This window comes from Methylobacterium sp. 77 (assembly GCF_000372825.1).
Lineage (GTDB): Bacteria > Pseudomonadota > Alphaproteobacteria > Rhizobiales > Beijerinckiaceae > Methylobacterium.
In genome coordinates, this window is record NZ_KB910516.1 from 2537551 (window position 1) to 2562115 (window position 24565).

Annotated in this window: 23 protein-coding genes and 1 other RNA gene; 13 read left to right on the forward strand and 11 right to left on the reverse strand. The window is 67.2% G+C overall.

The annotated features are described in order from the left end of the window. The first annotated feature begins 3 nt into the window (after window positions 1–3). Entirely contained in the window at window positions 4–978 is a 975-nt protein-coding gene (egtD, locus tag A3OK_RS0112020; protein WP_026597192.1) for an L-histidine N(alpha)-methyltransferase, read from the forward strand. Window positions 979–981: 3 nt separating this feature from the next. On the opposite strand, the gene A3OK_RS0112025 is transcribed toward egtD, so the two are convergent. The 4 genes from A3OK_RS0112025 to A3OK_RS0112045 all read right to left on the reverse strand — a co-directional run bounded on the left by A3OK_RS0112025 (window position 982) and on the right by A3OK_RS0112045 (window position 5175). Then, window positions 982–1257: a hypothetical protein gene (locus A3OK_RS0112025; RefSeq protein WP_019905121.1), complete on the reverse strand. Its 276-nt coding sequence runs from the start codon at window positions 1255–1257 to the stop codon at window positions 982–984. 282 nt (window positions 1258–1539) lie between these two features. After that, complete coding sequence (gene clpA / locus A3OK_RS0112035) at window positions 1540–4032, reverse strand: ATP-dependent Clp protease ATP-binding subunit ClpA (RefSeq protein ID WP_019905123.1); 2493 nt, start codon at window positions 4030–4032, stop codon at window positions 1540–1542. Window positions 4033–4055: 23 nt separating this feature from the next. Next, window positions 4056–4406 carry an ATP-dependent Clp protease adapter ClpS gene (gene clpS / locus A3OK_RS0112040; RefSeq protein ID WP_036302806.1) on the reverse strand — a complete coding sequence of 117 codons (351 nt, stop codon included), beginning with the start codon at window positions 4404–4406 and terminating at the stop codon, window positions 4056–4058. Window positions 4407–4830: 424 nt separating this feature from the next. Then, the gene (locus tag A3OK_RS0112045; protein ID WP_019905125.1) at window positions 4831–5175 is read right to left on the reverse strand and encodes a phasin family protein; all 345 of its coding nucleotides are present in this window, start codon (window positions 5173–5175) and stop codon (window positions 4831–4833) included. Between the two features lie 297 nt (window positions 5176–5472). Here A3OK_RS0112045 and A3OK_RS0112050 point away from each other — a divergent pair, with 297 nt between their 5' ends. After that, on the forward strand, window positions 5473–6963 hold the full coding sequence (locus A3OK_RS0112050; RefSeq protein WP_019905126.1) for a D-alanyl-D-alanine carboxypeptidase: 1491 nt from the start codon (window positions 5473–5475) through the stop codon (window positions 6961–6963). A gap of 140 nt (window positions 6964–7103) precedes the next feature. Here A3OK_RS0112050 and A3OK_RS0112055 read toward each other — a convergent pair whose 3' ends face one another. The 3 genes from A3OK_RS0112055 to A3OK_RS0112065 all read right to left on the reverse strand — a co-directional run bounded on the left by A3OK_RS0112055 (window position 7104) and on the right by A3OK_RS0112065 (window position 9300). Continuing rightward, a complete protein-coding gene (locus tag A3OK_RS0112055) occupies window positions 7104–7817 on the reverse strand; it encodes a DnaJ domain-containing protein (RefSeq protein ID WP_019905127.1) in 714 nt (237 codons plus the stop codon). Continuing rightward, complete coding sequence (locus tag A3OK_RS0112060; protein WP_019905128.1) at window positions 7814–8062, reverse strand: hypothetical protein; 249 nt, start codon at window positions 8060–8062, stop codon at window positions 7814–7816. The genes A3OK_RS0112055 and A3OK_RS0112060 overlap by 4 nt, the downstream gene beginning before the upstream one ends. A 104-nt stretch (window positions 8063–8166) precedes the next feature. Next, complete coding sequence (locus A3OK_RS0112065) at window positions 8167–9300, reverse strand: trypsin-like peptidase domain-containing protein (RefSeq protein WP_019905129.1); 1134 nt, start codon at window positions 9298–9300, stop codon at window positions 8167–8169. A 424-nt stretch (window positions 9301–9724) separates the two neighbouring features. Here A3OK_RS0112065 and A3OK_RS0112070 point away from each other — a divergent pair, with 424 nt between their 5' ends. Then, window positions 9725–9940, forward strand: a complete 216-nt coding sequence (locus A3OK_RS0112070; RefSeq protein WP_019905130.1) for a hypothetical protein — start codon at window positions 9725–9727, stop codon at window positions 9938–9940. A 217-nt stretch (window positions 9941–10157) separates the two neighbouring features. Here A3OK_RS0112070 and A3OK_RS0112075 read toward each other — a convergent pair whose 3' ends face one another. Both A3OK_RS0112075 and A3OK_RS0112080 read right to left on the reverse strand, forming a co-directional pair. Then, window positions 10158–10358 (reverse strand): hypothetical protein, encoded by a 201-nt coding sequence (locus A3OK_RS0112075; RefSeq protein ID WP_019905131.1) that lies wholly within the window; start codon window positions 10356–10358, stop codon window positions 10158–10160. Window positions 10359–10447: 89 nt separating this feature from the next. Then, a complete protein-coding gene (locus tag A3OK_RS0112080) occupies window positions 10448–11422 on the reverse strand; it encodes a DUF817 domain-containing protein (RefSeq protein WP_019905132.1) in 975 nt (324 codons plus the stop codon). 41 nt (window positions 11423–11463) lie between these two features. Here A3OK_RS0112080 and A3OK_RS0112085 point away from each other — a divergent pair, with 41 nt between their 5' ends. From A3OK_RS0112085 to A3OK_RS0112095, 3 genes are all read left to right on the forward strand, one after another. Next, entirely contained in the window at window positions 11464–11901 is a 438-nt protein-coding gene (locus A3OK_RS0112085; protein ID WP_026597194.1) for a hypothetical protein, read from the forward strand. A gap of 138 nt (window positions 11902–12039) precedes the next feature. After that, entirely contained in the window at window positions 12040–14205 is a 2166-nt protein-coding gene (gene scpA / locus A3OK_RS0112090; RefSeq protein ID WP_026597195.1) for a methylmalonyl-CoA mutase, read from the forward strand. 174 nt (window positions 14206–14379) lie between these two features. Next, window positions 14380–15813 carry a mannose-1-phosphate guanylyltransferase/mannose-6-phosphate isomerase gene (locus tag A3OK_RS0112095; protein WP_026597196.1) on the forward strand — a complete coding sequence of 478 codons (1434 nt, stop codon included), beginning with the start codon at window positions 14380–14382 and terminating at the stop codon, window positions 15811–15813. Window positions 15814–15829: 16 nt separating this feature from the next. Here A3OK_RS0112095 and A3OK_RS0112100 read toward each other — a convergent pair whose 3' ends face one another. Then, window positions 15830–17365 (reverse strand): YifB family Mg chelatase-like AAA ATPase, encoded by a 1536-nt coding sequence (locus A3OK_RS0112100; RefSeq protein WP_019905136.1) that lies wholly within the window; start codon window positions 17363–17365, stop codon window positions 15830–15832. 145 nt (window positions 17366–17510) lie between these two features. Between A3OK_RS0112100 and A3OK_RS0112105 the strand changes: the two genes are divergently transcribed. The 4 genes from A3OK_RS0112105 to A3OK_RS0112115 all read left to right on the forward strand — a co-directional run bounded on the left by A3OK_RS0112105 (window position 17511) and on the right by A3OK_RS0112115 (window position 20291). Beyond that, entirely contained in the window at window positions 17511–17774 is a 264-nt protein-coding gene (locus A3OK_RS0112105) for a PepSY domain-containing protein (protein ID WP_019905137.1), read from the forward strand. A 56-nt stretch (window positions 17775–17830) separates the two neighbouring features. Next, window positions 17831–17927: signal recognition particle sRNA small type (ffs, locus tag A3OK_RS23600), an RNA gene on the forward strand. 69 nt (window positions 17928–17996) lie between these two features. Further along, window positions 17997–19853: a DNA polymerase III subunit gamma/tau gene (locus A3OK_RS0112110; RefSeq protein WP_019905138.1), complete on the forward strand. Its 1857-nt coding sequence runs from the start codon at window positions 17997–17999 to the stop codon at window positions 19851–19853. A gap of 117 nt (window positions 19854–19970) precedes the next feature. Further along, a complete protein-coding gene (locus tag A3OK_RS0112115) occupies window positions 19971–20291 on the forward strand; it encodes a YbaB/EbfC family nucleoid-associated protein (RefSeq protein ID WP_019905139.1) in 321 nt (106 codons plus the stop codon). A 78-nt stretch (window positions 20292–20369) separates the two neighbouring features. On the opposite strand, the gene A3OK_RS0112120 is transcribed toward A3OK_RS0112115, so the two are convergent. Next, on the reverse strand, window positions 20370–21986 hold the full coding sequence (locus A3OK_RS0112120; protein ID WP_026597197.1) for a phosphoenolpyruvate carboxykinase: 1617 nt from the start codon (window positions 21984–21986) through the stop codon (window positions 20370–20372). A gap of 348 nt (window positions 21987–22334) precedes the next feature. Here A3OK_RS0112120 and recR point away from each other — a divergent pair, with 348 nt between their 5' ends. The 3 genes from recR (at window position 22335) to fmt (ending at window position 24543) form a co-directional block, all read left to right on the forward strand. After that, window positions 22335–22940: a recombination mediator RecR gene (gene recR, locus A3OK_RS0112125; protein ID WP_019905141.1), complete on the forward strand. Its 606-nt coding sequence runs from the start codon at window positions 22335–22337 to the stop codon at window positions 22938–22940. Window positions 22941–23066: 126 nt separating this feature from the next. Then, window positions 23067–23585, forward strand: a complete 519-nt coding sequence (locus A3OK_RS0112130; protein ID WP_019905142.1) for a peptide deformylase — start codon at window positions 23067–23069, stop codon at window positions 23583–23585. A gap of 28 nt (window positions 23586–23613) precedes the next feature. Next, window positions 23614–24543, forward strand: coding sequence for a methionyl-tRNA formyltransferase (gene fmt / locus A3OK_RS0112135; protein WP_019905143.1), 930 nt, complete (start codon window positions 23614–23616; stop codon window positions 24541–24543). The last annotated feature ends 22 nt before the right edge of the window (window positions 24544–24565 follow it).

Sequence of the window (24565 nt, forward strand, 5' to 3'; positions counted from 1 at the left end):
TCCGTGACCATCAATCCAGTCTTCACGGGCGCCACGCCCCTCAACCCCGTCGCACCGGAGCAGCAGTTCCGGGACGATGTGCTGGTCGGTCTCGCCGCAGCGCAGAAGTTCATTCCCGCGAAATACTTCTATGACGAGATCGGTTCGGACCTGTTCGAATCGATCACCGTCCAGCCGGAATATTACCCGACGCGAACGGAGATCGGCATTCTCGACGCGTCGGGGCCGGACATCGCGGCCCTGCTTCCCGCACGCGCCAATCTCGTGGAGTTCGGCAGCGGTTCGACCGTGAAGGTGCGGCGGCTCCTCACCCATTTGAGCGATCTCGCCGCCTATGTCCCGGTCGATGTCTCGGAGAGCTTTCTGCGCAGCGAGGCCGAAACGCTCTCGGGCGATTTCCCGCACCTGTCGATCCTGCCCGTCGCCGCCGATTTCACGCGGCCCTTCACCTTGCCGGAGGGGTTGTCCGACGGCGCGGTGGCGGGCTTCTTCCCGGGCTCGACCATCGGCAATTTCGAGCCGCCCCAGGCCGTCCACCTGCTCGCTCATTTCGGGCGGGTGCTCGGGCGCGATGCGACCCTGATCGTCGGCGTCGACCTGGTGAAGGACAAGGCCGTCCTGGATGCGGCCTATGACGACGCGGCCGGGGTGACGGCGGGGTTCAACCTCAACCTGCTCGCTCGGATCAACCGCGAGCTCGGAGCCGATTTCGACACGTCGGCCTTCGCTCACCGCGCCTTCTTCGCGACCGACGCCTCGCGGATCGAGATGCACCTCGTCAGCCTGCGGGCTCAGGACGTGGTGGTGGCGGGCCGCCGCTTCAGCTTCGCCGAGGGAGAGACGATCCACACCGAGAACAGCTACAAATACACGATCGAGCGGTTCCGCGACCTCGCCGACCAGGCCGGATGGAATGCCGCGAAGACCTGGACCGATGCCGAGCAACTCTTCTCGGTCCATGCCCTCACCCGTCGGTGAGGATCAGGCCTTCTTCTCCAGCATCTGCTTGACCTGCATCAGCTGGTCCCAGACCGTGCCGGGGGTCGTGCCGAGGACGTCGAAACCGGCGCTCACGCCCCAGTAGATCCCGTAGCAGATGATCGGAACGAGGATCCAGCCGAGGATTTCCTCGCCACGGCGTCGCTGCGCGCGCCGGCGCCTGCGCTCCTCGCGCCGTGTGAGTTTCTGCGGGCGAGCCGGCGCGTGAGGCGCTTGGCTGGAGAGCGGCGTCAGGGGGCCCTCTTGCAGTTCGCTCATGGATACTCCGCCGTTTTCGCGAGTGGCTTCAACGATCCCAAACCCGACATCCTCTGCCACGGCCTTGGCCGGCAATGGACAACGGAGCGTTGACGTCGCTCGGCGAGCCCCCTCGCAGGTTTCACGATCGAATGGTGTCGATGCGCTTCTTCAAGGGCGGTAGCTAGCGGTCGATCCGCAGCATGTCGACCGTCGAGCCGTTCTTTTCGACGTCGAACGCAAGCGGGGCATGGCTCTCTCGGGTGAGAAAGCCATGCCCCGCTCTGCGCGATGCCGACACGATCAGGCCCGGACGAGAGGCACCTTCGGCACGGTGCGGACCCCGCCCGAACCGCCCGACCCGCCCTTGTCGTCCTTTTTCGTCGTGTCGTCCTTCTTGCGCGGAGCCGCCTTGGCCCGGCTGCGCTTGCGCTTGCTGCCGCCCGCGTTGGTCACATCCTTCTCCGGCTTCGGCGTCACCGGACCGGCCGGAAACTCGAAAGCGAGCGCGTCCTTCTGCGCGATCGTCTCGCCGTCCTCGGCTTTCCTCAGGACCACGCGCACGGCGCCACCATCCTTGAGGCGCCCGAACAGCACCTCGTCGGCGAGCGGTGTCTTGATCGTGGACTGGATCAGGCGCGCCATCGGCCGCGCACCCATCGCTTCGTCGTAGCCGTTCTCGGTCAGCCACTCGCGTGCCTCGTCCGAGAGCTCGATCGTGACGTTGCGATCGGCCAGCTGCGCCTCGAGCTGGAGCACGAACTTGTCGACCACCTTGGCGACCACGTCCTTCGGCAAATGTCCGAAGGAGATGATCGAGTCGAGGCGGTTGCGGAATTCGGGGGCGAACAGCTTGTTGATCGCCTCCACGTCGTCTCCCGTGCGCTTGGACTGGGTGAAGCCGTAGGCGGATTTCGCCATGTCCGAGGCGCCCGCGTTCGTCGTCATGATGATGATGACGTTGCGGAAATCGACCTGCTTGCCGTTGTGATCGGTGAGTTTGCCGTGGTCCATCACCTGCAGCAGGATGTTGAACAGGTCGGGATGGGCCTTCTCGATCTCGTCCAGCAGCAGCACGCAATGCGGATGCTGGTCGATCCCGTCGGTGAGCAGCCCGCCCTGGTCGAAGCCGACATAGCCGGGCGGCGCGCCGATGAGGCGGCTCACCGTATGCCGCTCCATGTATTCCGACATGTCGAAGCGGATCATCTCGATGCCGAGCGACGATGCCAGCTGCTTGGCCGCCTCCGTCTTGCCGACGCCGGTCGGCCCGGCGAACAGGTAGGAGCCGATCGGCTTGTCGGGATCGCGCAGGCCCGCACGGGCGAGCTTGATCGCCGAGGTCAGCGCCTCGATGGCATTCGACTGGCCGTAGACCACGCGCTTCAGATTCTCGGTGAGGTTCTTGAGAACCACCGCATCGTCCTTCGACACGGTCTTGGCCGGGATGCGGGCCATCGTGGCGATGGTCGCCTCGATCTCCTTCACGCCGATCGTCCGCTTGCGGCGGGCCTCCGGCACCAGCATCTGCGACGCGCCGGTCTCGTCGATCACGTCGATCGCCTTGTCCGGCAGCTTGCGGTCGTTGATGTAGCGCGCCGACAGTTCGACCGCGGCCTTCACGGCTTCGGTGGTGTATTTGAGCTTGTGGAATTCCTCGAAATACGGCTTCAGCCCCTTCACGATCTCGATCGCATCCGGGATCGACGGCTCGTTGATGTCGATCTTCTGGAAGCGACGCACCAGGGCGCGGTCCTTCTCGAAGTACTGGCGGTACTCCTTGTAGGTGGTCGAGCCGATGCAGCGCAGGGAGCCGTTGGCGAGAGCCGGCTTGAGCAGGTTCGAGGCGTCCATCGCCCCGCCCGAGGTGGCGCCGGCGCCGATCACCGTATGGATCTCGTCGATGAAGAGCACCGCGTTCGGGTGCGCCTCGATCTCCTTCATCACCTGCTTGAGGCGCTCCTCGAAATCGCCGCGATAGCGCGTCCCGGCGAGCAACGTGCCCATGTCGAGGGAGAACACGGTCGCGTCGATGAGGACCTCGGGCACCTCCTTGTTGATGATCTTGCGCGCGAGGCCTTCCGCGATCGCGGTCTTGCCCACTCCGGGGTCGCCCACGAGGAGCGGGTTGTTCTTCTGCCGGCGGCACAGGATCTGGATCGTGCGCTGGACCTCGCTTTCGCGGCCGATGAGCGGATCGATCCGGCCGTCGCGCGCCTTCTTATTGAGGTTGACGCAATAGGCCTCTAAGGCGTCGCCCTTCTTCTTGGTGCGGTTCTCGCCCTCCTCGCCGCTCGGGCGCTCGGACGAGGCTTCTTCTTCCGCACCGCGCACGGGCTTCGGCTCGGACGCGCCGGGCCGCTTGGCGATGCCGTGGCTGATGTAGTTGACCGCGTCGTAGCGGGTCATGTCCTGCTCCTGCAGGAAGTAGGCGGCGTGGCTCTCGCGCTCGGCGAAGATCGCCACCAGCACGTTGGCCCCCGTCACCTCCTCCCGCCCGGAGGACTGGACATGAATGACCGCCCGCTGGATCACGCGCTGAAAGCCCGCCGTCGGTTTGGCATCCTGGCGTCCGTCGCCGATCAGGTTGGCGAGTTCCGTATCCACGTATTCGACGAGGCTGCGCTTGAGCGTATCGACCTCGACGTTGCAGGCGCGCATCACGGCCGCCGCATCCTGATCGTCCACCAGGGCGAGGAGCAGGTGCTCCAGCGTCGCATATTCATGACGGCGCTCGCCGGCGAGCGCCAGGGCGCGGTGGAGAGCTTGTTCTAGGCTGCGAGAGAAGCTGGGCAAAAGCGGGTCCTCGTTTGGAGTGCCTATTTTTTTTCCATGACGCACTGGAGAGGATGTTGGTGTTTGCGCGCGAAGTCCATGACCTGCGTCACCTTGGTCTCCGCCACCTCGTACGTGAAGATCCCGCACTCGCCGACACCGTTCTGATGCACGTGCATCATGATCTGGTAGGCGTCGGCCTGCGACTTGTTGAAGAACTTTTCGACGACGTGCACGACGAACTCCATCGGCGTGTAATCGTCATTGAGGAGGAGCACGCGGTACAGGCTCGGCCGTTTGGTCTTAGGCTTGGTCCGCGTGATGATCGCGGTCCCGGAGCGACCGTCGTCGCTGCCGCCGGGGCCGATCGGACCGGCAGCCAGCGGCGCGATCATGCCCGCGTAAATCCGGTCGCCGAGCCCCTCGGGCGGCGCGACGAAACCCTCAACGGTCACGGGCGACGCGGGAGACCGCATCAGGTCGTCGAACATCGGAATGGCATCGACCCCATACATGACGGCGGAGTCCGGACGCGGAGGAAAGGAACCGACCGGCTTCCCGACGGCGCGCCGGCGCGGCGCACCTGCTTCCTCATCAATCTATAGGCCGTTTCCGGACTTCGCCAGTCGCCTGCGCGCACTTGTCCGGTCGTGAGAAGCCCTGGCCGGCATCGGAGCGGCACGCTGCATCCCGCGACGGCGGCGGTGGGTGCCGTGGCGCACGCGAAAAGGGCGATCGAGCCTCGCTCGATCGCCCTTCAAATCTGGTCAGTGGAGACTTGGCCTCCAGATCGCGCCGGCTCCTATGCCGGCCCGGCCCTCAGCCGACGGTGGGGAACTTCGCTTTGGTCATCTCTTCGAGCGGCTTGGCCATCTCCTTGGCGAGCTCGCTGTAGAGCGTGCCGACGAGCTTGGCCTGGGCGACCAGACGCTCGTAGGAGGCCTTCATGAACTCGGCCTGGATTTCCATGGCGTTCTGCGGGGTCTTCGCCTCGGCCAGCTTCTTCATGGTCGCGGTGCCATGCTCGAAGGACTGCTTGGCGAAATCCGCCATCTCGGTTCCGGCGGTCTGGTTCGTCTTGGCGACGAGCGACACGCTCTTCATCATCGAGTCGATGCCGGCTTTGTCGAAACCGGGGATCTTGTCGAAAGGCTGGATGCTCATGGGATGCGAGATACCCTTGCGGGTATTCCTCTGGGGCCGGATTTCGTGAAGGCCGCCCCCCCGACCCGCGGGCTCGACCAATGCCACTCTTATGTGCGATGCAACATGGAAGGTCAAGCTCATGTTGCATCGCAGCATGGACGGTCAAATTGATGCCGAGGCATTAACCGGGCCGTAACCGCGTCGACCTAGCCTGATTGACAGATGTTGCGAGGTCACGGCGGCGCGTTCGCCTCCTCGCAGTGATGATGCAGTGCAAGCCGGCCCATGGTCGGTCGTCGAGGGCAATCAGTCGTGATGCGTAGCGTTCCGAGTCGCTTCCGGACGACCCATGGGCTGCCGGCCCTGCTTGCTGCGGCGGCCGTCCTCTCGGCGATCGCGTCCCCGGCCGATGCGCGGCGGGGACACCATCATCGCAGCAGCGGCGGCGGCTACAACCCGCCCTACGCGGCCATGGTGATCGACGTGAAGACCGGACGCACCCTGCACGCGGTCAATGAGGATTCCCTGCGCCATCCCGCCTCGATTACGAAGGTGATGACGCTCTACATGCTGTTCGAGCAGCTCGAGCGCGGTCGCTTCAGCCTCGATTCGCCGCTGACCATCTCCGCCTTCGCCGCGGCCCAGGCCCCGTCGAAGCTCGGTCTCCGCCCCGGCTCGACCATCGAGGTCGAGGACGCGATCAAGGCGATCGTGACGAAATCCGCCAACGACGTCGCCTGTGCCATCGGCGAGAACATCGCCGGTTCGGAGCCGAAATTCGCCGAGATGATGACCCGCAAGGCGCAGGCGCTCGGAATGACGCGGACGCATTACGCCAACGCATCGGGCCTGCCCGACGCGGACCAGATCACCACCGCCCGAGACCTGACGATCCTCGCCCGGGCGATCCAGGACCGTTTCCCGCGCTACTACAAGTATTTCCAGACCCGCTCCTTCGCCTTCCGCGGCCGGGTCATCGGCAACCACAACCGCCTCCTCGGCAATGTCGAGGGCGTCGACGGGATCAAGACCGGCTACACCCGCGATTCGGGCTTCAACCTGATGACCGCCGCCAAGTCTGACGATCGCCAGATCGTGGCGATCGTGCTCGGCGGAAAGTCGGGCGCCAGCCGCGACCGCATCATGGCCGACCTCGTCCGGTCGAGCCTGCCGCGCGCCTATGCCGGCAACCGCCAGTCGCCGGCGGTGACGGAAGTCGCCGAGCGCGGCCGTCCGGCCGTCGTCGCCGATGCCGTCTCGCGGACGCGCACTCAGGTCGCCTCCGCCGACGAGGAGGATGTCGAGGTGGAGACCACCGCCTCGACCCAGCCCCTCGACATCTCTCCGCGCCAGACCACGACTCCGGGCAGTGCCGGCGCCAAATGGCGGACCGGCGCTCTGCCGGCCTCGGCCCAGGCCTATGCCGCCAGCGGCGCACCGGCCGCCTTCCCCGGCGCCAAGATGTCCGCCAGCGGCAAGTCCGATGCGCGCCTCGCCTCCGTCGACGGTGCCCGCACCGAACCGGCCGCCAAGGCCTCGCCCGCGAGCCGCGTGACGCCCACCGCCTGGGTGATCCAGCTCGGCGCCATGGATGACGAGGACAAGGCGAAATCGATGCTGTCCGATGCGCGCAGCCGCGGCGGAAGCGCTCTGTCGAAAGCCTCGCCCTATACCGTCAAGGTCGAGCATGGCGGCGCCACGCTCTATCGCGCCAGATTCTCCGGCTTCGCCGAGCAGGAAGCGGCCCAGGACGCCTGCTCCACGCTGAAGCGCAGCGGCTTCAACTGCTTCGCAACGCGAAGCTGAGCCATCGACCAACCCCGCTTTCGGGGTCGATGGGACGATCCTGACATCGACGATGGCGCCGTTCGCGCCCTCGCACCACCGTGTCGGCCGTCCGCCGGCAGGGTTCGAACGAGTATTTTTCTGGCAACGCGCGTGGAGTATCAGCGATGTCGGTTCACAAGCCTGTCTCGGGCCGCGTTGATGCGCGAAGCCCCCTCGACCGTTCCACCCTGGTCGGGATGCCACCGTTTCATCAGCGTGCGATGAGCCGTGCGGATCTGCTGCAGGGTCGCCCCGCTCTGAAGCCCCAGGATCTGGTGGGCCTCCTCCTGCGTCATCGACCCTGGATCCGGCGGGCGGCGCGCCCGCGCGTCGGCATCGCTCTCAGCGTCTACACGCCCGGCGGCCGAGCGGCCGTCGAGATACGCCTCTAGCCGGCGCGCGGCGATGCGGTCGACCTTGCGGCAGACCGCGAGGATCTGGATCAGCGCCGCTTGCGGCAGCTCCGACAGGCGCCGTCCGGCATAGGGGCCGATCTGCACGATGCCGTCGGCGGTACGGCCGTCGGGGAGAACCTCGAACACGAGGATGGCGGGCCGCGAGGCCGGGCCTGGCCGCAACAGGCCGCGGGCACGGGCGACGAGACTGTCCACACCGTCGAGGAACCAGAAGGCGACGCCTCCGAACAGGATCGCGAGCTCGATCCGTCCACGGACGGCCGCGATGGCGGCCAGGGCGATCAGGACATAGCCACCGCCCCGTCTCATCACGCGAGGCGAGATCGACCGCCGCAGACGCCGGACGAGATGGGGCTTGGCGTCCTTGGCGAACCACCACAGGACGAAGAGGGCCACGAGGGCGGCGAGGACCGTCATCGGCGCATGTCGTGATCGAGCGTGACCCGCCCGCCGACCCGAACCTTGACGTCGCCGATCCAGTGGAACCCGTCCTCGGACCGCCCAAGATCGGGCTTGGCGCCCGGACACGCCTTGCTCGCCGGCAGGCGCACGCCCTCGGGCGCGTCTTCCGGGCAAAGGCGGCGCGTCGTGTCGGCCGCCCGTACCGGCAGCGTGCCGAGGACCATGACGGCGAGGACGAGGGATCGGGACAGGCGCGGCATCGTCGTCTTTCCGTTGTCTCGCTGTTTTCTTGCTTATTCGTCGTCGTGCGTCGCCCCCTACTGCACCGGGGGGAGCCGATGCGAAAGCCCGCATATCGACAGCGCTATTGCCGCGTCTCCGCCACGTCCGCCGTGGTGACCCTGACCTTGCGGATGCGTCCATCCCGCTCGACCGAAAGATCGATGGTCTTGCCGATGCCGGCGGTTTCCATCGCGGCGGTGAGGTCGGCGAGCCGGTGCACCGGTTCCCCGCCCGCACCGACGATGACATCGCCGATCGTTCCGGACTGAACATCGACGCCGCGCAGGCCGGCCTCGGCGGCGGGCGATCCACGCAGGACGCGCAGGACCACGACGCCGTCGATGCCAAGACGCGCGGCGGTGGCCTCCTGCCCGGCGATGATGCCGATGCCGGGATTGCGGGTGCGCCCGTTGCGGATGAGCTCGGGCACGACCCGGTTCACGACATCGGCCGGAATGGCGAAGCCGATGCCGGCGCTGGCCCCCGAGGGCGAATAGATCGCGGTGTTCACGCCGATGAGCCGGCCGGCGGAATCGAGCAGCGGTCCGCCGGAATTGCCGGGGTTGATCGCGGCATCGGTCTGGATGACGCCCGAGAGTTCCCTCCCCTCCCCCGTGGGCAGGCGGCGGCGGAGCGCGCTGACGACGCCGGTGGTCAAGGTATGGTCGAGGCCGAACGGGTTGCCGATGGCGAAGGCCGATTGACCGACCTTCAGATCCGCCGAAGTGCCGATGGCCAGCGGCGGCGGAACCGTCCCCGTACCGCCGAGACGGAGGACGGCGAGGTCGTAGCTCGGCGCGGTCCCGACGATCGTCGCCGGTCGGACCTCGCCGGAGGAGAGGCGGACCGAGACCGAGCCGCCGCGCTGGGCCGCCGCCGAGACGACATGGTTGTTGGTCACCACATGCCCGGCGCCGTCCCAGACGAAGCCGGTGCCGGTCTGCGCTCCGCTGCCGCCCTCGTTCTCTTCGGAATCCGGGCTCATCAGGGCGCGTCCCTGGGCTGCGGCCTGTGCGAACACATGGACGACGGACGGGCTCGCGCGCTCGAACAGGGCGGCGGTGGAGGTCTCGGCCGGGGCCAGGTCACCCCGCGCCGTGATCGCCCTCGGGGTCTCCACCGAGAACAGCAGGGCGGTGACGTAGGGCTGCCCGACATAGAGCGCCATGAGCACGAGGGCCACCGTGATCGCCAAACGAGCGAAGCGATCCGGCATGTCACATCCCCTTCAAAGCTTTGGATAATCGCAGGCTTGCGTCCGTCGCATTAACTGGTCGGTCACGCATCTCCGTTCAACTGGTTTCACAGGCGGCACGATCCGGGTGCGCCGGCACACCGTTTCGCCTCGAGGTTCGAGCTAGAGACTAGAACAGCACTGGCAATTATCACTCTTCATCCGAAAAAGAGGGCTTCCCAGGGCAGCCGCCGTAAGCTTTGTGTCCAAAACATGATGCTTAGGGCGAGGGATAAAGGATCGGGACGGCCATACTCTTCATGGACGCGCCCAAATTGATCGCAAAGCTGCCCTAGAGATGCTTCCATTCTCACGGAAACACGTCCCGCGCTGGTTGGACCGAATGCTCGGTCAGCCGCACAGACCCGCGGGGAGCGACCCTCTCAGGTTCAAGGAAAAGACCGACATGGAAACCGAAGCTCTCGAACGTCCCGCCGATCTGACGATCTGGCGGACCACTCCGATCCCGTCCCCGCTGGCACAGCCCGCGCGCTACGACACCCTACGCGAGGCGATCGAAGCCGCGGCCGGCGCCCTGACCGATCCGGCCAAGCAGCCCTGGATCATCACCGAGGAAGGCGAAATCCTGTCCCCGAACTGGATCCGCACCTACCTCAACTGAGCTCCGCTCAGCCCGGACCATTGTGATCCCGGTCGTCTCGGCAATAGCCCGACCGACCTAGCCGCCGGCGCGGACCCGACCCGCGCCGCGCAGCCTCGACGACGACGATCTGCGCCGGAACAGATGTTTCCTGCGGCGTCGCTCATTCGGCGAACCGCGCGTCGATGAACCGTGATCGCCGCACTCGGCGCCGGCCGACGCCTCGCACAACCCGAGATCAGGCCTGCCGGTCGACCACGACCCCCTGCCCGTCCGGGAGCACCGCCTTCTGCGTCTCCGCGGTCTGCTGCAGCAACTGCGCGATGGCCTGATCGCCATCGGCCTGTTTGCGGATGAAGATCCCCTGCATGGTCTGACGCGTCGCCGCATTCTGGCTCGATACGATCGACTGCGCGAGGCCGGCGATGGAATCGCTCATGGGTTCGGTCTCCCGATATCCGGTTTTTTCCAGCTCTCGTCAGCGGTAAAGGCTCGGCCTTGCCGAACCTTGAACGAAGCCGACAGTTTTTATGAGAAATCGGCGCGCTCGACCGGGCCTTGCCCTCGCCCCTGCACATACAGCTCCGGTCGGTTCACGAGGCTGACGAGCACATAGGAAATGATCATCAGCAGGTACCACGAGCCGAGCTTCTGCCACGACACCATCGACCAGCCCGATGCCTGGTTGGGATAGAGCCAGACGCGCGTGAACGTGCCGATATTCTCCGCGAACCAGATGAACAGCGCGACCAGGAGAAAGCCGAGCAGAAGCGGCATCCGGCGATGGACATGCCAGACCTTGAAATGCACCCAGGTCCGCCCGAACAGCAGAGCCGTCGCCGCGAACAGCCCGAGGCGAATGTCGACGATGTAATGATGGGCGAAGAAGTTCAGGTAGATCGCCGCCGCCAGCGGCACGGTGGCGCCGAAGCCCGGATGGTTCGTGAAGCGGAACTCGAACAGGCGCCAGACCCGCGCGATGTAGGAGCCGATGCTCGCATACATGAAGCCGGTGAAGAGCGGCACGCCGGCGATGCGGAGCAGGCTCGCCTCCGGGTAGATCCATGATCCGACACCGGTCTTGAACACCTCCATCGCCGTGCCGACGACGTGGAAGAGCGCGATGACCTTCGCTTCCTCGAAGGTCTCCATCCGCAAGGCGAGAAGCCCCAGCTGGATCATGACGGCCGACAGGGTGAGGACGTCGTATCGGCTCAGCGTGGCTTGGGCGGGATAGAACAGGTAGCTGCCGATCAGCAGGGCGCAGAGCAATCCGCCGAACAGGCAGGCCCATCCCTGCTTGATGCCGAAGCGCAGGAACTCGTAGGCTCCGACCACCATCGACCCGCGTGCCAGTGCCCAGGCGCCGACCCGCGCCTCGATGGCGATGAAGCGGGCGATGGGCGGCCAGAGGCGGGCCGCGCTGTCGGTCGAATTCTCTGTCACGATGGCTGTCCCGAAGCTGGTGCGGCCTCCCTTTACCCGAATGGAGGCGAGGCCCACATCGAAGCTCGGCCTTACCGATCGCGCGAGGGACAGACCGTTTGACGAACCACGCATTGCCCGAAGAGACCGATCCCGAGACGCGGCGCGTGCGGCGGGACCTCGCCCGGCTTCAGGTTCTCCTCGAGCGCCGCCGCGTCCGCGCCGTCGCCATGCGCGGTGTCCGTGGGGCGCTCGGTGGTGGCGCCAGTTTCGCCGCGCTGGTGAAGCTGAAGCTCGCCGGCTCCCTCGTGCTCAAGGGCGGGCTCGCCCTGCTCGTCGGGCTCTGTTTCGCCTGGCCCGTCGTGGTCGGTCTCTTCCTCGCGCTCGTTCTCCTCGTCCTCGCCGTCGTGGGCGCCATGGAGGGCGAGGCGCCGAGTTGCCCGGACTCGTGCTGGAGTGCCTCGACGCGACGCGACAGGCTGCGCGAGCTGATCGCCGAGCGCCTCGGATGGCTCGAAAGCCGCACCGGCGCGGCACCGCGCTATCGGCGGCCGTGACCGGATTTTCCGCTCGGTGAACCGGGAGCGTCCGGTCCGGTGGCGTCACTGTTTCTCAAAATGGATTTGAGAGGGATAGCCCGAGGCCGGTGCTTCATTATAATGCGCCGCGAAACGCCGCCGCACGAGTCCGATCACATGACGTCCCGTATCCCCGATTTCGCGACCGTCCCCTACGCGGCAGATGCCTTCGCGGCGCCGGTTCCGCCGATCGGTGAACCCTGGATGACCCCGGAAGGCATTCCGGTGAAGGGCGTCTACGGTCCCGAGGATCGCGAGGGGATCGAGTTTCTGAACACCTATCCGGGCGTGGCGCCGTTTTTGCGCGGCCCCTACCCGACCATGTACGTGACCCAGCCCTGGACCATCCGGCAATATGCCGGCTTCTCCACCGCCGAGGATTCGAACGCCTTCTACCGGCGCAACCTCGCCGCGGGCCAGAAAGGCCTGTCGGTCGCCTTCGATCTCGCGACCCATCGCGGCTACGATTCGGATCACCCGCGCGTCTCGGGCGATGTCGGCATGGCGGGCGTCGCGATCGATTCGATCTACGACATGCGCACGCTGTTCTCCGGCATCCCGCTCGACGAGATGACCGTGTCGATGACGATGAACGGCGCGGTGCTGCCGATCCTCGCGCTCTACATCGTGGCGGCCGAGGAGCAGGGCGTGCCGCCGGAGAAGCTCGCCGGCACGATCCAGAACGACATCCTGAAGGAGTTCATGGTCCGCAACACCTACATCTACCCGCCGGCGGGTTCGATGCGGATCATCGGCGACATCTTCGCCTACACCTCTCAGCACATGCCGAAATTCAACTCGATCTCGATCTCCGGCTATCACATGCAGGAGGCCGGAGCGACGAATGACCTCGAACTCGCCTACACGCTGGCCGACGGCGTCGAGTACATCAAGGCGGGCTTGGCTGCCGGGCTGACCATCGACAAGTTCGCCCCGCGCCTGTCGTTCTTCTGGGCGATCTCGACGAACTTCTTCATGGAGATCGCCAAGATGCGGGCGGCGCGCCTGATCTGGGCCAAGCTCGTGAAGGAGTTCGAGCCGAAGACCGACAAGTCCCTGCCCCTGCGCACGCACAGCCAGACCTCGGGCTGGTCGCTCACCGCGCAGGATGTGTTCAACAACGTGACCCGCACCTGCATCGAGGCGATGGCCGCGACGCAAGGCGGCACGCAATCGCTCCACACCAACGCCCTCGACGAGGCGCTGGCGCTGCCCACTGACTTCTCGGCCCGCATCGCCCGCAACACCCAGCTCTTCCTGCAGCAGGAGAGCGGCACGACGCGCATCGTCGATCCGTGGGGCGGCTCCTACTATGTCGAGAAGCTCACCCAGGACATCGTCACCCGCGCCTGGGAGCACCTGCGCGAGGTCGAGGAACTCGGCGGCATGGCCAAGGCCATCGAGGCCGGCATCCCCAAGCTGCGCATCGAGGAGGCCGCGGCCCGCGCCCAGGCCCGCATCGATTCCGGCCGCCAGACCATCGTCGGCGTCAACAAGTTCAAGCCCGAGGACGACCGCGCCATCGAGTTGATGCGCGTCGACAACGGCAATGTCCGCATGCTCCAGATCGACAAGCTGAAGCGGCTTCGCGCGGAGCGCAACCAGGCCGATGTCGATGCCGCCCTGGCCGCGCTCACGGCAGCGGCTCAGGGAGAGGGCAACCTCCTGGCGCTGGGCGTCGAGGCGGCGCGGGCGAAGGCCACGGTCGGAGAGATTTCCGACGCCCTGGAGAAGGCCTGGGGCCGACATCGTGCCGAGATCCGCTCGATCTCGGGCGTCTACAAGCGGGAGGTGGGTAGCATGTCGCCGGTGGTCGAGACGGTTCGTCATCTCGTGGAGACCTTCGAGGAGAATGACGGGCGCCGCCCGCGCATCCTCGTCGCAAAGATGGGTCAGGACGGGCACGACCGTGGCCAGAAGGTGATCGCCTCGGCCTTCGCCGATCTCGGTTTCGACGTGGATATCGGGCCACTCTTCGCCACCCCCGCCGAGGCGGCGCGTCAGGCTGTGGAGAACGACGTCCATATCGTCGGCGTGTCGTCGCTGGCCGCTGGCCACCTGACGCTGGTGCCCGAATTGAAGGCGGCCCTGACCGAGCAGGGCCGGGGCGACGTGATGATCGTCATCGGCGGCGTGATTCCTCCGGGCGACTACCCGGCGCTTTATGCCGCTGGTGCCTCGGCGATTTTCCCGCCCGGCACGGTCATTGCTGAGGCTGCCGTGAAGCTGATCGAGGAGTTGAACGGACGGCTGGGATACGGCGCGCGCGAGGCTGCCGAGTAGGCGGAGTCATCGCTCCGAGGGGTCCGAGAGCGACGCTCCCGAGCTCCTGCCGGCCGCGCAACTCCTGCCGTATCGCTGCGTTCGCAACTTCGATTTCGGACTTGGTTGGTTCGAGCGCGCGGAAATCGTATGTCATGGGCGCTGCGCCGCACCATAGATTGTGAGTAGACGTTGATGGCCTCAGGATTCTCTCGACTCATCCATCCGGTCATCCTCTGCGGTGGGTCAGGCACGCGATTGTGGCCCGCCTCGCGCGAGAGCATGCCGAAACAGTTCACGCAGCTGGTGAATCCCGACAGTTCGACCTTCCAGGACACCGCCCGGCGGGTCGCGGATGGATCGGCGTTCTCGCGGCCGACCGTCATCACCAGCAGCGATGCCCGCTTCATCGTGGCCGAGCAGCTGCTCCAGGCCGAGATCGAGGCCGATATCGTGCTCGAGCCCGAACGGCGCGATTCCGCCGCCGCGGTGGCCGTTGCGGCGCTGCATGCCGCCCGCCGCGACCCGGAGGCCGTGGTTCTGATCCTGGCCGCCGACCACGTGATCGGCGACACCGACGCCTTCGTGGCCGCGGCCCGTGCGGCGGCGCGCGGCGCCGAGGCCGGTCGCATCATGACCCTCGGCATCGAGCCGGGCACGCCTTCCACCGCCTACGGCTACATCCGCAAGGGCGCCCCGATCGACGGTGTCGACGGCGCCTATGAGGTCGGCCGTTTCGTCGAGAAGCCCAACCGGCAGGGAGCGGAGAGTCTGATCGAGGACGGCGCCCTGTGGAACAGCGGCTACTTCCTGTTCCGCGCCGACGTGATGCTGGCCGAGCTCGAAACCTATGTCCCCGAGATCCTGGCCGCGACCCGCGCCGCTCTCGACGGCGCGGCGACCGATCTCGACTTCCTTCGCCTCGACGCCGCCGCCTTCGCGACCGCGCCCAAGATCTCCATCGACTACGCGGTGATGGAGCGGACCGACCGCGCCGGCGTGCTGCCGGTCTCGTTCTCATGGTCCGATGTCGGAACCTGGGATGCGGTCTGGGACGTGCTTCCGCGCGACGCACAGGGCAACGCCGTGCGCGGCCGGGTCGAGTTGGTGGAGACGCGCGGCAGCCTCGTCCATAGCGAGGGCGAGCACCTCACCGCCGTGGTGGGCCTGGACGACATCGTCGTGGTCTCGACCCCGGACGCCGTCCTCGTCACCTCGAAGGCCAAGGCCGGACTGGTCAAGGAGCTCGTGACCCAGCTTCGCGAGAAGGCCCATCCGGAAGCGGATGCGCATCGGCGGATGTTCCGCCCCTGGGGCTGGTATCAGCGGATCGACATCGGCGAGCGCTTCCAGGTGAAGCGCATCATGGTGACGCCGGGCGGCCGGCTCTCGCTGCAGAAGCATTTCCACCGCGCCGAACATTGGGTCGTGGTGCGCGGCACGGCTGAGGTGACGGTGGATGATCGCGTCGTCCTCGTCCACGAGAACGAGGCCGTTTATCTGCCGATCGGCTCGATGCACCGCCTCACCAACCCGGGCAAGATCGCCCTCGAACTGATCGAGGTTCAGGTCGGCTCCTATACCGGCGAGGACGACATCATCCGCGTCGAGGATATCTACGGCCGATAAAGCCCGATGGTCGGGGTCAGGCGGCTACGGGCCGCTCGACCCGACCGCGATAGGACAGGGCCTCGGCGAGATGGATGCGGCGCACCCGCTCCTCCCCGTCGAGATCCGCCAATGTCCGCGCCACTCGCAGGACGCGGTGGAAGCCTCGCGCCGACAGGCGCATCGTCTCGGCGGCATCCCGGATCAGCGCTGCGCCATCCGCGTCCGGCGCCGCCATCTCCTCGATCAACGGTGCCGGACAGGTCGCGTTGGTGACCACGCCGGAGAGGCCGTGCGCGGCGAACCGCTCGGTCTGCAGCGCCCGCGCTGCGGCGACCCGCGCCGCCGTCTCGGCCGAGCCTTCGGCGGGGGGCGGCAGGATCAGGTCCGCCGCCGTCACGGCGCCGACTTCGATTCGCAGGTCGATCCGATCGAGGAGCGGCCCGGAAATCCGCGCACCGTATTGCGCGACGCAGCGCTCGTTGGGACCGCGCCGGCAGGCATAGCCCGGCTCCAGGGCCTGGCCGCACCGACAGGGGTTCATGGCGGCGATGAGCTGGAACCGCGCCGGGTAGGTTACGCGGTGATTGGCGCGCGCGATCATGACCTCGCCGGTTTCCATGGGCTGGCGCAGGGAATCGAGCACCTGGGGCGTGAATTCCGGCAACTCGTCGAGGAAGAGCACGCCGCCATGCGCCAGGGAGGCCTCGCCGGGGCGGGCATTGATGCCGCCGCCGACGAGCGCCGCCATCGATGCCGAATGGTGCGGCTGGCGGAAGGGCCGCCGGTTCGAGAGAGCGCCGCCCTTGAGTTCGCCGGCCACCGACTGGATCATCGAGACTTCGAGCAGTTCGCGCGGTCCGAGCGGCGGCAGGATCGACGGAAGCCGAGCCGCCAGCATCGACTTGCCGGCACCGGGCGGCCCGTTCATCAGGAGATTGTGGCCTCCGGCGGCCGCGATCTCCAAGGCCCGCTTGGCCCCTTCCTGTCCCTTGATGTCGCGAAGGTCGGGCAGGCGCCCCGTGGGCGTGGCGACGGCCGGCTCCGGCCGGGCCATGACTTGCGTGCCCTTGAAATGGTTCGCGAGCTGGATCAGCGAGCGCGGGGCCAGCACGTCCATGTCGCCCCCAGCCCAGGCCGCTTCCGGCCCCGTGGCCGCCGGGCAGATCAGGCCGAGGCCCCGCGAATTCGCCGCCATGGCCGCCGGCAAGACGCCGTTCACCGCTGTGATCGTGCCGTCGAGGGCCAGCTCGCCGAGGACGCAATAGCCGGCGAGCGCGTCGGCCGGGATCGCGCCAATGGCGGCCATCACCGCCAATGCGATGGGAAGATCGTAATGCGAGCCTTCCTTCGGCAGGTCCGCCGGCGCCAGATTGACGGTGATGCGCTTTGCCGGAAGTGCCAGCCCCGATGCGATCAGGGCTGAGCGGACGCGCTCGCGGGATTCCGCAACGGCCTTGTCGGCGAGCCCCACCACCATGAAGACCACTGCGCCGGGGGCGATCTGAACCTGGACGTCGACGGCACGCGCCTCGATTCCCTCGAAGGCGACGGTAGCGACGCGGGTGACCATGGGTCCGGACCTCTCAGAACACGGCCAAGGTTAGGATGCGGCGACGCCAGTGACAACCAGAGCGTGCACGTTGAGGACGCGGCATGGAACCCGGGCGACGCTCCGCCGTTCGCCTGCCGTCGGATTTTCGACCCAGGAGTTCTTCATGTCGTTCAAGACTGCCGGCCTCGCGGCCATCGCCCTCGGTTTCGCCCTCACCGGCACCGCCTTCGCCGATCGGGCGCCGACCCCCGACGAACTCACCAAGATCGAGGCCACCCTGAAGAAGGAAGGCTTCACCAAGTGGGGCAAGATCGAGGTCGAGGAGCACGAGATCGACGTGGATAACGCCATCGACGCCAACGGCAAGCAGTTCGATCTGGAGCTCGATCCGAAGACCTACGCGATCACCAGCCGCGAAGCGGAATAAGCGCTTCGCTCATGCAGGCGCTTGCGTTCCAACAAGGCGCCGGCCATATAGCGCTCGGGAGGTTGGCGAGGGACGTTTCACTCGCCAACCGGGTCAGGTCCGGAAGGAAGCAGCCCTAACGAGACCGAGCGGGTCTTCGTCCAGCCTCCCACCTTCGTTTCCTTTGAGGTCCGCGTGGCGGCATTCCCCGACCCCGGGGCCGTTCCAACCACGCAAGGCGGCATGGACGCGACCTCCGGAACTCCGAGCGATTTTCCCGGTCTTCCAGGCCTTCCCGAGCCGGTCGCGGCTGCCACCCCGTATCGGGTGCTGGCCCGCAAGTATCGCCCCCAGAATTTCGATGATCTGATCGGCCAGGGCGCCATGGTGCGCACGCTGGCCAATGCGTTCGCTGCCAACCGCATCCCGCAGGCCTGGATGCTGACCGGCGTGCGCGGCGTCGGCAAGACGACCACCGCCCGCATCCTGGCACGCGGCCTGAACTACCAGCGCGAGGGGCAGCCGGATACCGGCCCCACCATCGCCATGCCGGAACTCGGGCGACACTGCCAGGCGATCATGGAATCCCGGCACATGGACGTGCTGGAGATGGACGCCGCCTCGCATACCGGCATCGACGACGTGCGCGGCATCATCGACGGCATCCGCTATTCGCCGGTCTCCGCCCGCTACAAGGTCTACATCGTCGACGAAGTGCACATGCTCTCGGAGAAGGCGTTCAACGCCTTCCTGAAGACGCTCGAAGAGCCGCCGCCGCACGCGAAATTCGTCTTCGCCACCACCGAGATCCGCAAGGTGCCGGTGACGATCCTGTCGCGCTGCCAGCGCTTCGACCTTCGCCGGGTCGAGGCCGATACCATGGTCGCGCATCTGGCGAAGATCTGCGCCGCCGAGACGGTCGAGGCCGAGCAGGAGGCGCTCGCGGCGATCACCCGCGCCGCCGAAGGCTCGGTGCGCGACGCGCTCTCGCTGCTCGACCAGGCCATCGCCCACGGCGCCGGTCTCGTCAGCGCGGCGAGCGTGCGCGACATGCTCGGCCTCGCCGACAGGGGCCGGATCGTCGACCTGTTCGAAGCCGTGATGCGCGGCGACGTGCCGACCGCCTTCGCCGAAATCCGCGGCCAGTACGAGGCCGGAGCCGATCCCGCCATCGTCCTGTCGGATCTGGCGAGCTTCACCCATCTCGTCACCCGGCTGAAGCTCGTGCCCGAGGCGGCCGCCGCCGACCCGACCCTGAGCGCCGACGAGCGCGGACGCGGCGGCGCATTCGCCGCCAAGCTCTCCATCCGCGTCCTGTCGCGCGCGTGGCAGATTTTGCTGAAGGCGATTCCCGAGGTCCAGACCGCCGCGAGACCGCTGGCCGCCGCCGAGATGGCACTGGTCCGCCTCGCTTACGCCGCCGACCTGCCGACGCCGGACGAGGCCCTGCGGCAGCTGAAGACGGAGTCGCTCGCCACGGCTCAGACCTCCCCGGCGGCGCCCGCATCCTCTTCCTTGCCCGCTTCGAGCGCGCTGGCTTCGCCGCCGCCGGTTGATCTGCCGCCGCCGCGGCCCGCGCTGACCCTGGCGGCCAGCGGCGGCGCACGGGCGAGCCTCGTCCCGGCACCCGCCCCGGATGCGCCTCCGCAACCGGCCGGCCCCCGCCTGACCCGGTTCGAGGATATCGTCGCGCTGGCCGACGAGCGCCGGGACATCGGCCTCAAGATGGCGCTGGAACGCGAAGCACATCTGGTGCGCTTTGAGGAGGGGCGGATCGAGTTCCGCCTCGCCGAAGGGGGCCGTCAGAGCCTGCCCAACGATCTCGCGCGCTCGCTCGACGCCTGGACCGGCCGACGTTGGATCGTCGCCCTGTCGAAGGAGGAGGGCGAACCCACCCTCGCCTACAAGGCGCGCCTCGCCTTGGAATCGCGCCACGAGAACGCGGCTGCCCATCCCCTCGTCAAGGAAGTGCTCGCGCGCTTTCCCGGCGCGCAGATCATCGACGTGAGGGACAAGGCCCCGATCGTGGAACTGCCGCCGGACGCGGATCTCGCGGCACCCGACCTCGACGGCGGCGGTCAGCCGGACGACGATGCGTAACCCTTCGCGGAGGCCGTAGCCTCATGACGAGGCATCGTATTCTCCGAGAACAGAACCTACCTGTCGGAACGGTGCTCTTACAGACCCTCCGTTCCACCCATCCAAGAAAGCTCAGCCATGCGCGACCTCATGGGAATCATGAAGCAGGCCCAGGCCATGCAGGAGAAGATGGCGAGCCTGCAGGATGAACTCGACGCCGTTGAGGTGAAGGGCGCATCGGGCGGTGGCGCGGTCGCCGTGACGATGACGGCCAAGGGGCTGGTGAAGGGCGTCACCCTCGATGCGAGCCTGATGGTGCCGGACGAGCGCGAGATCCTGGAGGATCTCATCGTGGCCGCGGTCAACGACGCGCGCGGCAAGGCCGAGCAGGTGGCGGCCGAACGCATGGCCGAACTCACCAAGGGATTGCCGATCCCGCCCGGCATGAAGCTGTTCTGATCGGTCTCTTTTGCCGGGCCGACACGCCGCCCGGATGTCCGATCCCGGTTCGACCCGGGATCGGACGATGTTCCCTTGTCAGGCCGCGATCACCTGCACCGGCTCGGCAGCGCGGACGTCGGCGTCGACATGCGCCTCGAAGCGCTTGAAGTTCTCGCGGAACATCGACACGAGGCGCGTCGCCGTCTCGGCGAAGGCCGCTTTGTTGCCCCAGGTCTTCACGGGCTGAAGGATGTGCGGCTCGACGCCGGGGACGAAGGCCGGCACCGCGAAGCCGAAATACGGATCGCGGCGGAACTCGGTCTTCGACAGCGAGCCGTCGAGGGCCGCGCCGAGCAGGCGCCGCGTGACGCGGATCGGCATGCGCCGCCCGGTGCCGACGCCGCCGCCGGTCCAGCCGGTATTCACCAGCCAGCAATCGACGTCGTGATGAGCGATGAGGTCGCGCAGCAGGTTGCCGTAGACGCTCGGATGGCGCGGCATGAACGGCGCGCCGAAGCAGGTCGAGAATGTCGCCTCCGGCGCGGTCAGGCCGCGCTCGGTCCCGGCCACCTTGGCGGTATAGCCGGAGAGGAAGTGGTACATCGCTTCCGCGCCGGTCAGCTTGGCGATCGGCGGCATCACCCCGAACGCGTCGCAGGTGAGCATGACGATGTTCTTCGGGTGGGCGGCCCGCCCCGTCGCGCTGGCATTGGCGATGAAGTCGAGCGGGTAGGCGCAGCGGGTGTTCTCGGTGAGCGACGCGTCGTCGAAATCGGGGCGGCGCGAGAGCGGGTCGATCACCACGTTCTCCATCACCGTGCCGAAGCGCTCGGTGGTAGCGTAGATTTCCGGCTCGGCATTGCGCGACAGGCGGATGGTCTTGGCATAGCAGCCACCTTCGAAGTTGAAGATGCCGTCCTTGCTCCAGCCATGCTCGTCGTCGCCGAGAAGCATGCGCGAGGAATCGTTGGAGAGCGTGGTCTTGCCGGTGCCCGACAGGCCGAAGAACAGGGCCGAGTCGCCCTCGGCGTCGAGCGCCGCGTTGGCCGAGCAGTGCATCGGCATCACGCCGGCGCCGGGGAGCACGAAGTTCAGGTAGGTGAAGACGGACTTCTTCATCTCGCCGGCATAGGCGCTGCCGCCGATGAGGACGATCTTGCGGGTGAAGTCGATGGCGATCACGGTCTTCGAGCGGCAGCCGTGGCGGTGCGGCTCGGCCTGGAAGCTCGGAAGATCGATGATCGTCAGTTCGGGCACGTAATCGGCGATGGCCGAGCGGTCGGGACGGATCAGCAGGTTGCGGATGAAGAGCGAGTGCCAAGCCAGTTCCGTGAAGACGCGGGCCTGGACGCGGTGTGTCGGGTCTGCGCCGCCATACAGGTCCTGGGCGAAGAGCTCACGACCCTCGGCATGGCTGAGGAAGTCCTGATACAGGGTCTCGAACTGGTCCGGCGTGATCGCGCCGTTATTCTCCCACCAGATCTCGCTCTCGGTGCCGGCGTCGCGGACGACGAACTTGTCCTTGGGCGAGCGGCCGGTATGGGTGCCCGTGGTCGCGACCAGCGCGCCGCCATGAGCGAGCTGCGATTCGCCGCGGGCGAGGGATTCCTCGTAGAGGCGTGGCGCTTCGAGGTTCCAGTGAACGACCTTGAGGTTGCGCAGGCCGATCTTGTCGGCGCCATGGCTGGCGTTGAACTCGCCGATATCTGTCACGTCCGTCACTCCTCGGGCGCCTGATCGCTCGAATGTCTGCGTCGGCCGAGAAGTCCTGAGGGTCCTCCGGCCGCTTCGAATGAGCGTCCGCGCGGTCGGTCAGGCCCGCCGCGCGCAGGTTCACCACTCTATCGATCTGTCTTGAATAGTCGTCGAAGCACCCGCGTCAATTCGACCAATGTCCGAAGAACCGACGATCGGAGCGATTTGTCAGCGTCGGATAACGCGCTTCGGACGATGCTCGGAGCGGCGTCGCAACACATGCGAAAGCGGCCAATCCGGGCTAAGAGAGCGCGACACGCGAACACCTCACGAGACACGCGGCCATGGCCGCCCGACGGAACATCGATGGCCCAAGCCGTTGCCGGCCCTGAAATCGAGCGTCTGATCCAGCTCCTCGCCCGCATGCCGGGGCTCGGCCCGCGCTCGGCCCGGCGCGCGGCCCTGCATCTCATCAAGAAACGGGAGGCGCTGCTGGCCCCCTTGGCGGAGGCGATGAAGGTCGCCTCCGAGCGCATCGTGGTGTGCCGGGAATGCGGCAACGTCGATACCAGCGACCCCTGCACCATCTGCCGCGACGCCGCGCGCGATCCCTCGATCCTGGTGGTGGTGGAGGATGTCTCCGATCTCTGGGCGCTCGAACGGTCGGGCGCGGTGACCGCACGCTACCACGTCCTCGGCGGCGTGCTCTCGGCCCTGGACGGGGTGCGCCCGGAGCATCTCAACCTCGCCAGCCTGGTGGAGCGCGCCGGAAACGGCGAGGTGCGCGAGATCATCCTCGCGCTCAACGCCACCGTCGATGGCCAGACCACCGCGCATTACGTGACGGAATCCCTGAGCCATCATGGGCTCAAGGTGACCCGCCTCGCCCATGGCGTGCCGGTGGGCGGTGAGCTCGACTATCTCGACGAGGGCACGCTCTCGGCGGCCATCCGAGCCCGGACCGCGTTCTGAGCCTCGCGCTTCGGGACGGCCGCGCCATTTGACCGACCCACCGCCAAACCTTATCTGCGGGGTCTGCCCGGCCCGCTCCCATCAACGGGAGGCCGGGCTTTTCTCATCGATCACTCCGGCCGAGCCATGACCATCCGCCCCCTCGTCATCCTGCCGGACGCGCGCCTGCGCCAGATGTCGGCCCCCGTCGGCACGATCGACGAAGAGGTCCGCACCCTCGTCGCCGATATGCTGGAGACCATGTACGACGCCCCCGGCGTCGGGCTGGCCGCGATTCAGGTCGGCGTGGCGAGGCGGGTGGTCACGATCGACACGTCGAAGGACGAGAACGACCGGCAGCCGCAGGTCTTCCTCGATCCGGAGATCGTGTGGTCCTCGGAGGAGAAGCGCGTCTACGACGAGGGCTGCCTGTCGATCCCGGAATATTACGGCGAGGTCGAGCGCCCCGATCGGGTGCGCGTGCGCTTCCGCGACCTCACCGGGGAAACCCGCGAGATCGACGCGGACGGCCTCCTCTCCACCTGCATCCAGCACGAGATCGATCATCTCGACGGCGTCCTCTTCATCGATCACCTGTCGAAGCTGAAGCGCGACCGGGTGATCAAGAAGTTCGTCAAGGCGGCCAAGCGCGGCGAGGACGCCTGATCGCGTCCGACAACGAAGGGTCCGTGCGATGAGGCTCGTCTTCATGGGGACGCCCGATTTCGCCGTCGCGACCCTGGCGCGACTGGCGGAAGACGGCCACGACGTCGCCGCTGTCTATACTCGCGCGCCGGCACGGTCCGGGCGAGGCATGGCGCTGAGACCGTCTCCGGTCCACGCCCTGGCCGACAGGCTCGGCGTGCCGGTGCTCACGCCCGCGACCTTGAAGACGGCGGACGCGCTCGCCGAATTCCGGTCGCATGCCTGCGACGTCGCCGTGGTGGTCGCCTACGGGATGCTGCTGCCGCAGGCGATCCTCGACGTGCCGCGTCACGGCTGCCTGAACCTCCACGCCTCGCTGCTGCCGCGTTGGCGCGGGGCGGCGCCGATCCAGCGCGCGGTGATGGCGGGCGATGCGTTCAGCGGCGTCGGCATCATGCACATGGAAGCGGGCCTCGATACCGGGCCGGTCGCCATGGAGGAGTCGGTCGCCATCACCCCCGGCATGAGCGCGGGCGATCTCCACGATACGCTGATGCCGATCGGCGCCGCCCTGATGAGCGAGGCGCTTCGCCGGCTGGAGAACGGGCCGCTCAGTCTCGTCGCCCAGGCCGGGGACGGCTTGGTCTATGCCCACAAGATCACCAATGACGAGGCCCGCATCGACTGGTCGAAATCGGCGCGTGATGTGGCGAACCACATCAACGGTCTCTCGCCCTTCCCCGGCGCCTTCTTCGAGGCCGATCTCGGCAAGGGCCCGGAGCGAGTGAAGGTGCTGCGCGCTTCCCCCGCGGAAGGACGAGGCGAGGCCGGCACCTTGCTCGATGCGGCCGGAACCGTGGCGTGCGGCGAAGGCGCAGTGCGGCTCACCGAATTGCGCCGGGCCGGCAAGGGCGGAATCGCCACCGGCGCCGAGTTCGTGCGCGGCGCGCACCAAACGCCCGGAACGCGCTTCCCGTGAACGGCACCGCCATTGGGCCGCG

Coding starts and splice junctions, on each gene's coding strand:
- clpS (WP_036302806.1), bottom strand. CDS start 4,406: ATGATCGCGCCGCTGGCTGCCGGTCCGATCGGCCCCGGCGGCAGCGAC.
- A3OK_RS0112055 (WP_019905127.1), bottom strand. CDS start 7,817: ATGACGGTCCTCGCCGCCCTCGTGGCCCTCTTCGTCCTGTGGTGGTTC.
- fmt (WP_019905143.1), top strand. CDS start 23,614: ATGAGGCTCGTCTTCATGGGGACGCCCGATTTCGCCGTCGCGACCCTG.
- recR (WP_019905141.1), top strand. CDS start 22,335: ATGGCCCAAGCCGTTGCCGGCCCTGAAATCGAGCGTCTGATCCAGCTC.
- A3OK_RS0112060 (WP_019905128.1), bottom strand. CDS start 8,062: ATGCCGCGCCTGTCCCGATCCCTCGTCCTCGCCGTCATGGTCCTCGGC.
- A3OK_RS0112105 (WP_019905137.1), top strand. CDS start 17,511: ATGTCGTTCAAGACTGCCGGCCTCGCGGCCATCGCCCTCGGTTTCGCC.
- A3OK_RS0112130 (WP_019905142.1), top strand. CDS start 23,067: ATGACCATCCGCCCCCTCGTCATCCTGCCGGACGCGCGCCTGCGCCAG.
- A3OK_RS0112050 (WP_019905126.1), top strand. CDS start 5,473: ATGCGTAGCGTTCCGAGTCGCTTCCGGACGACCCATGGGCTGCCGGCC.
- A3OK_RS0112065 (WP_019905129.1), bottom strand. CDS start 9,300: ATGCCGGATCGCTTCGCTCGTTTGGCGATCACGGTGGCCCTCGTGCTC.
- A3OK_RS0112045 (WP_019905125.1), bottom strand. CDS start 5,175: ATGAGCATCCAGCCTTTCGACAAGATCCCCGGTTTCGACAAAGCCGGC.
- A3OK_RS0112110 (WP_019905138.1), top strand. CDS start 17,997: ATGGACGCGACCTCCGGAACTCCGAGCGATTTTCCCGGTCTTCCAGGC.
- A3OK_RS0112100 (WP_019905136.1), bottom strand. CDS start 17,365: ATGGTCACCCGCGTCGCTACCGTCGCCTTCGAGGGAATCGAGGCGCGT.
- A3OK_RS0112095 (WP_026597196.1), top strand. CDS start 14,380: ATGGCCTCAGGATTCTCTCGACTCATCCATCCGGTCATCCTCTGCGGT.
- scpA (WP_026597195.1), top strand. CDS start 12,040: ATGACGTCCCGTATCCCCGATTTCGCGACCGTCCCCTACGCGGCAGAT.
- A3OK_RS0112070 (WP_019905130.1), top strand. CDS start 9,725: ATGGAAACCGAAGCTCTCGAACGTCCCGCCGATCTGACGATCTGGCGG.
- A3OK_RS0112025 (WP_019905121.1), bottom strand. CDS start 1,257: ATGAGCGAACTGCAAGAGGGCCCCCTGACGCCGCTCTCCAGCCAAGCG.
- A3OK_RS0112115 (WP_019905139.1), top strand. CDS start 19,971: ATGCGCGACCTCATGGGAATCATGAAGCAGGCCCAGGCCATGCAGGAG.
- A3OK_RS0112075 (WP_019905131.1), bottom strand. CDS start 10,358: ATGAGCGATTCCATCGCCGGCCTCGCGCAGTCGATCGTATCGAGCCAG.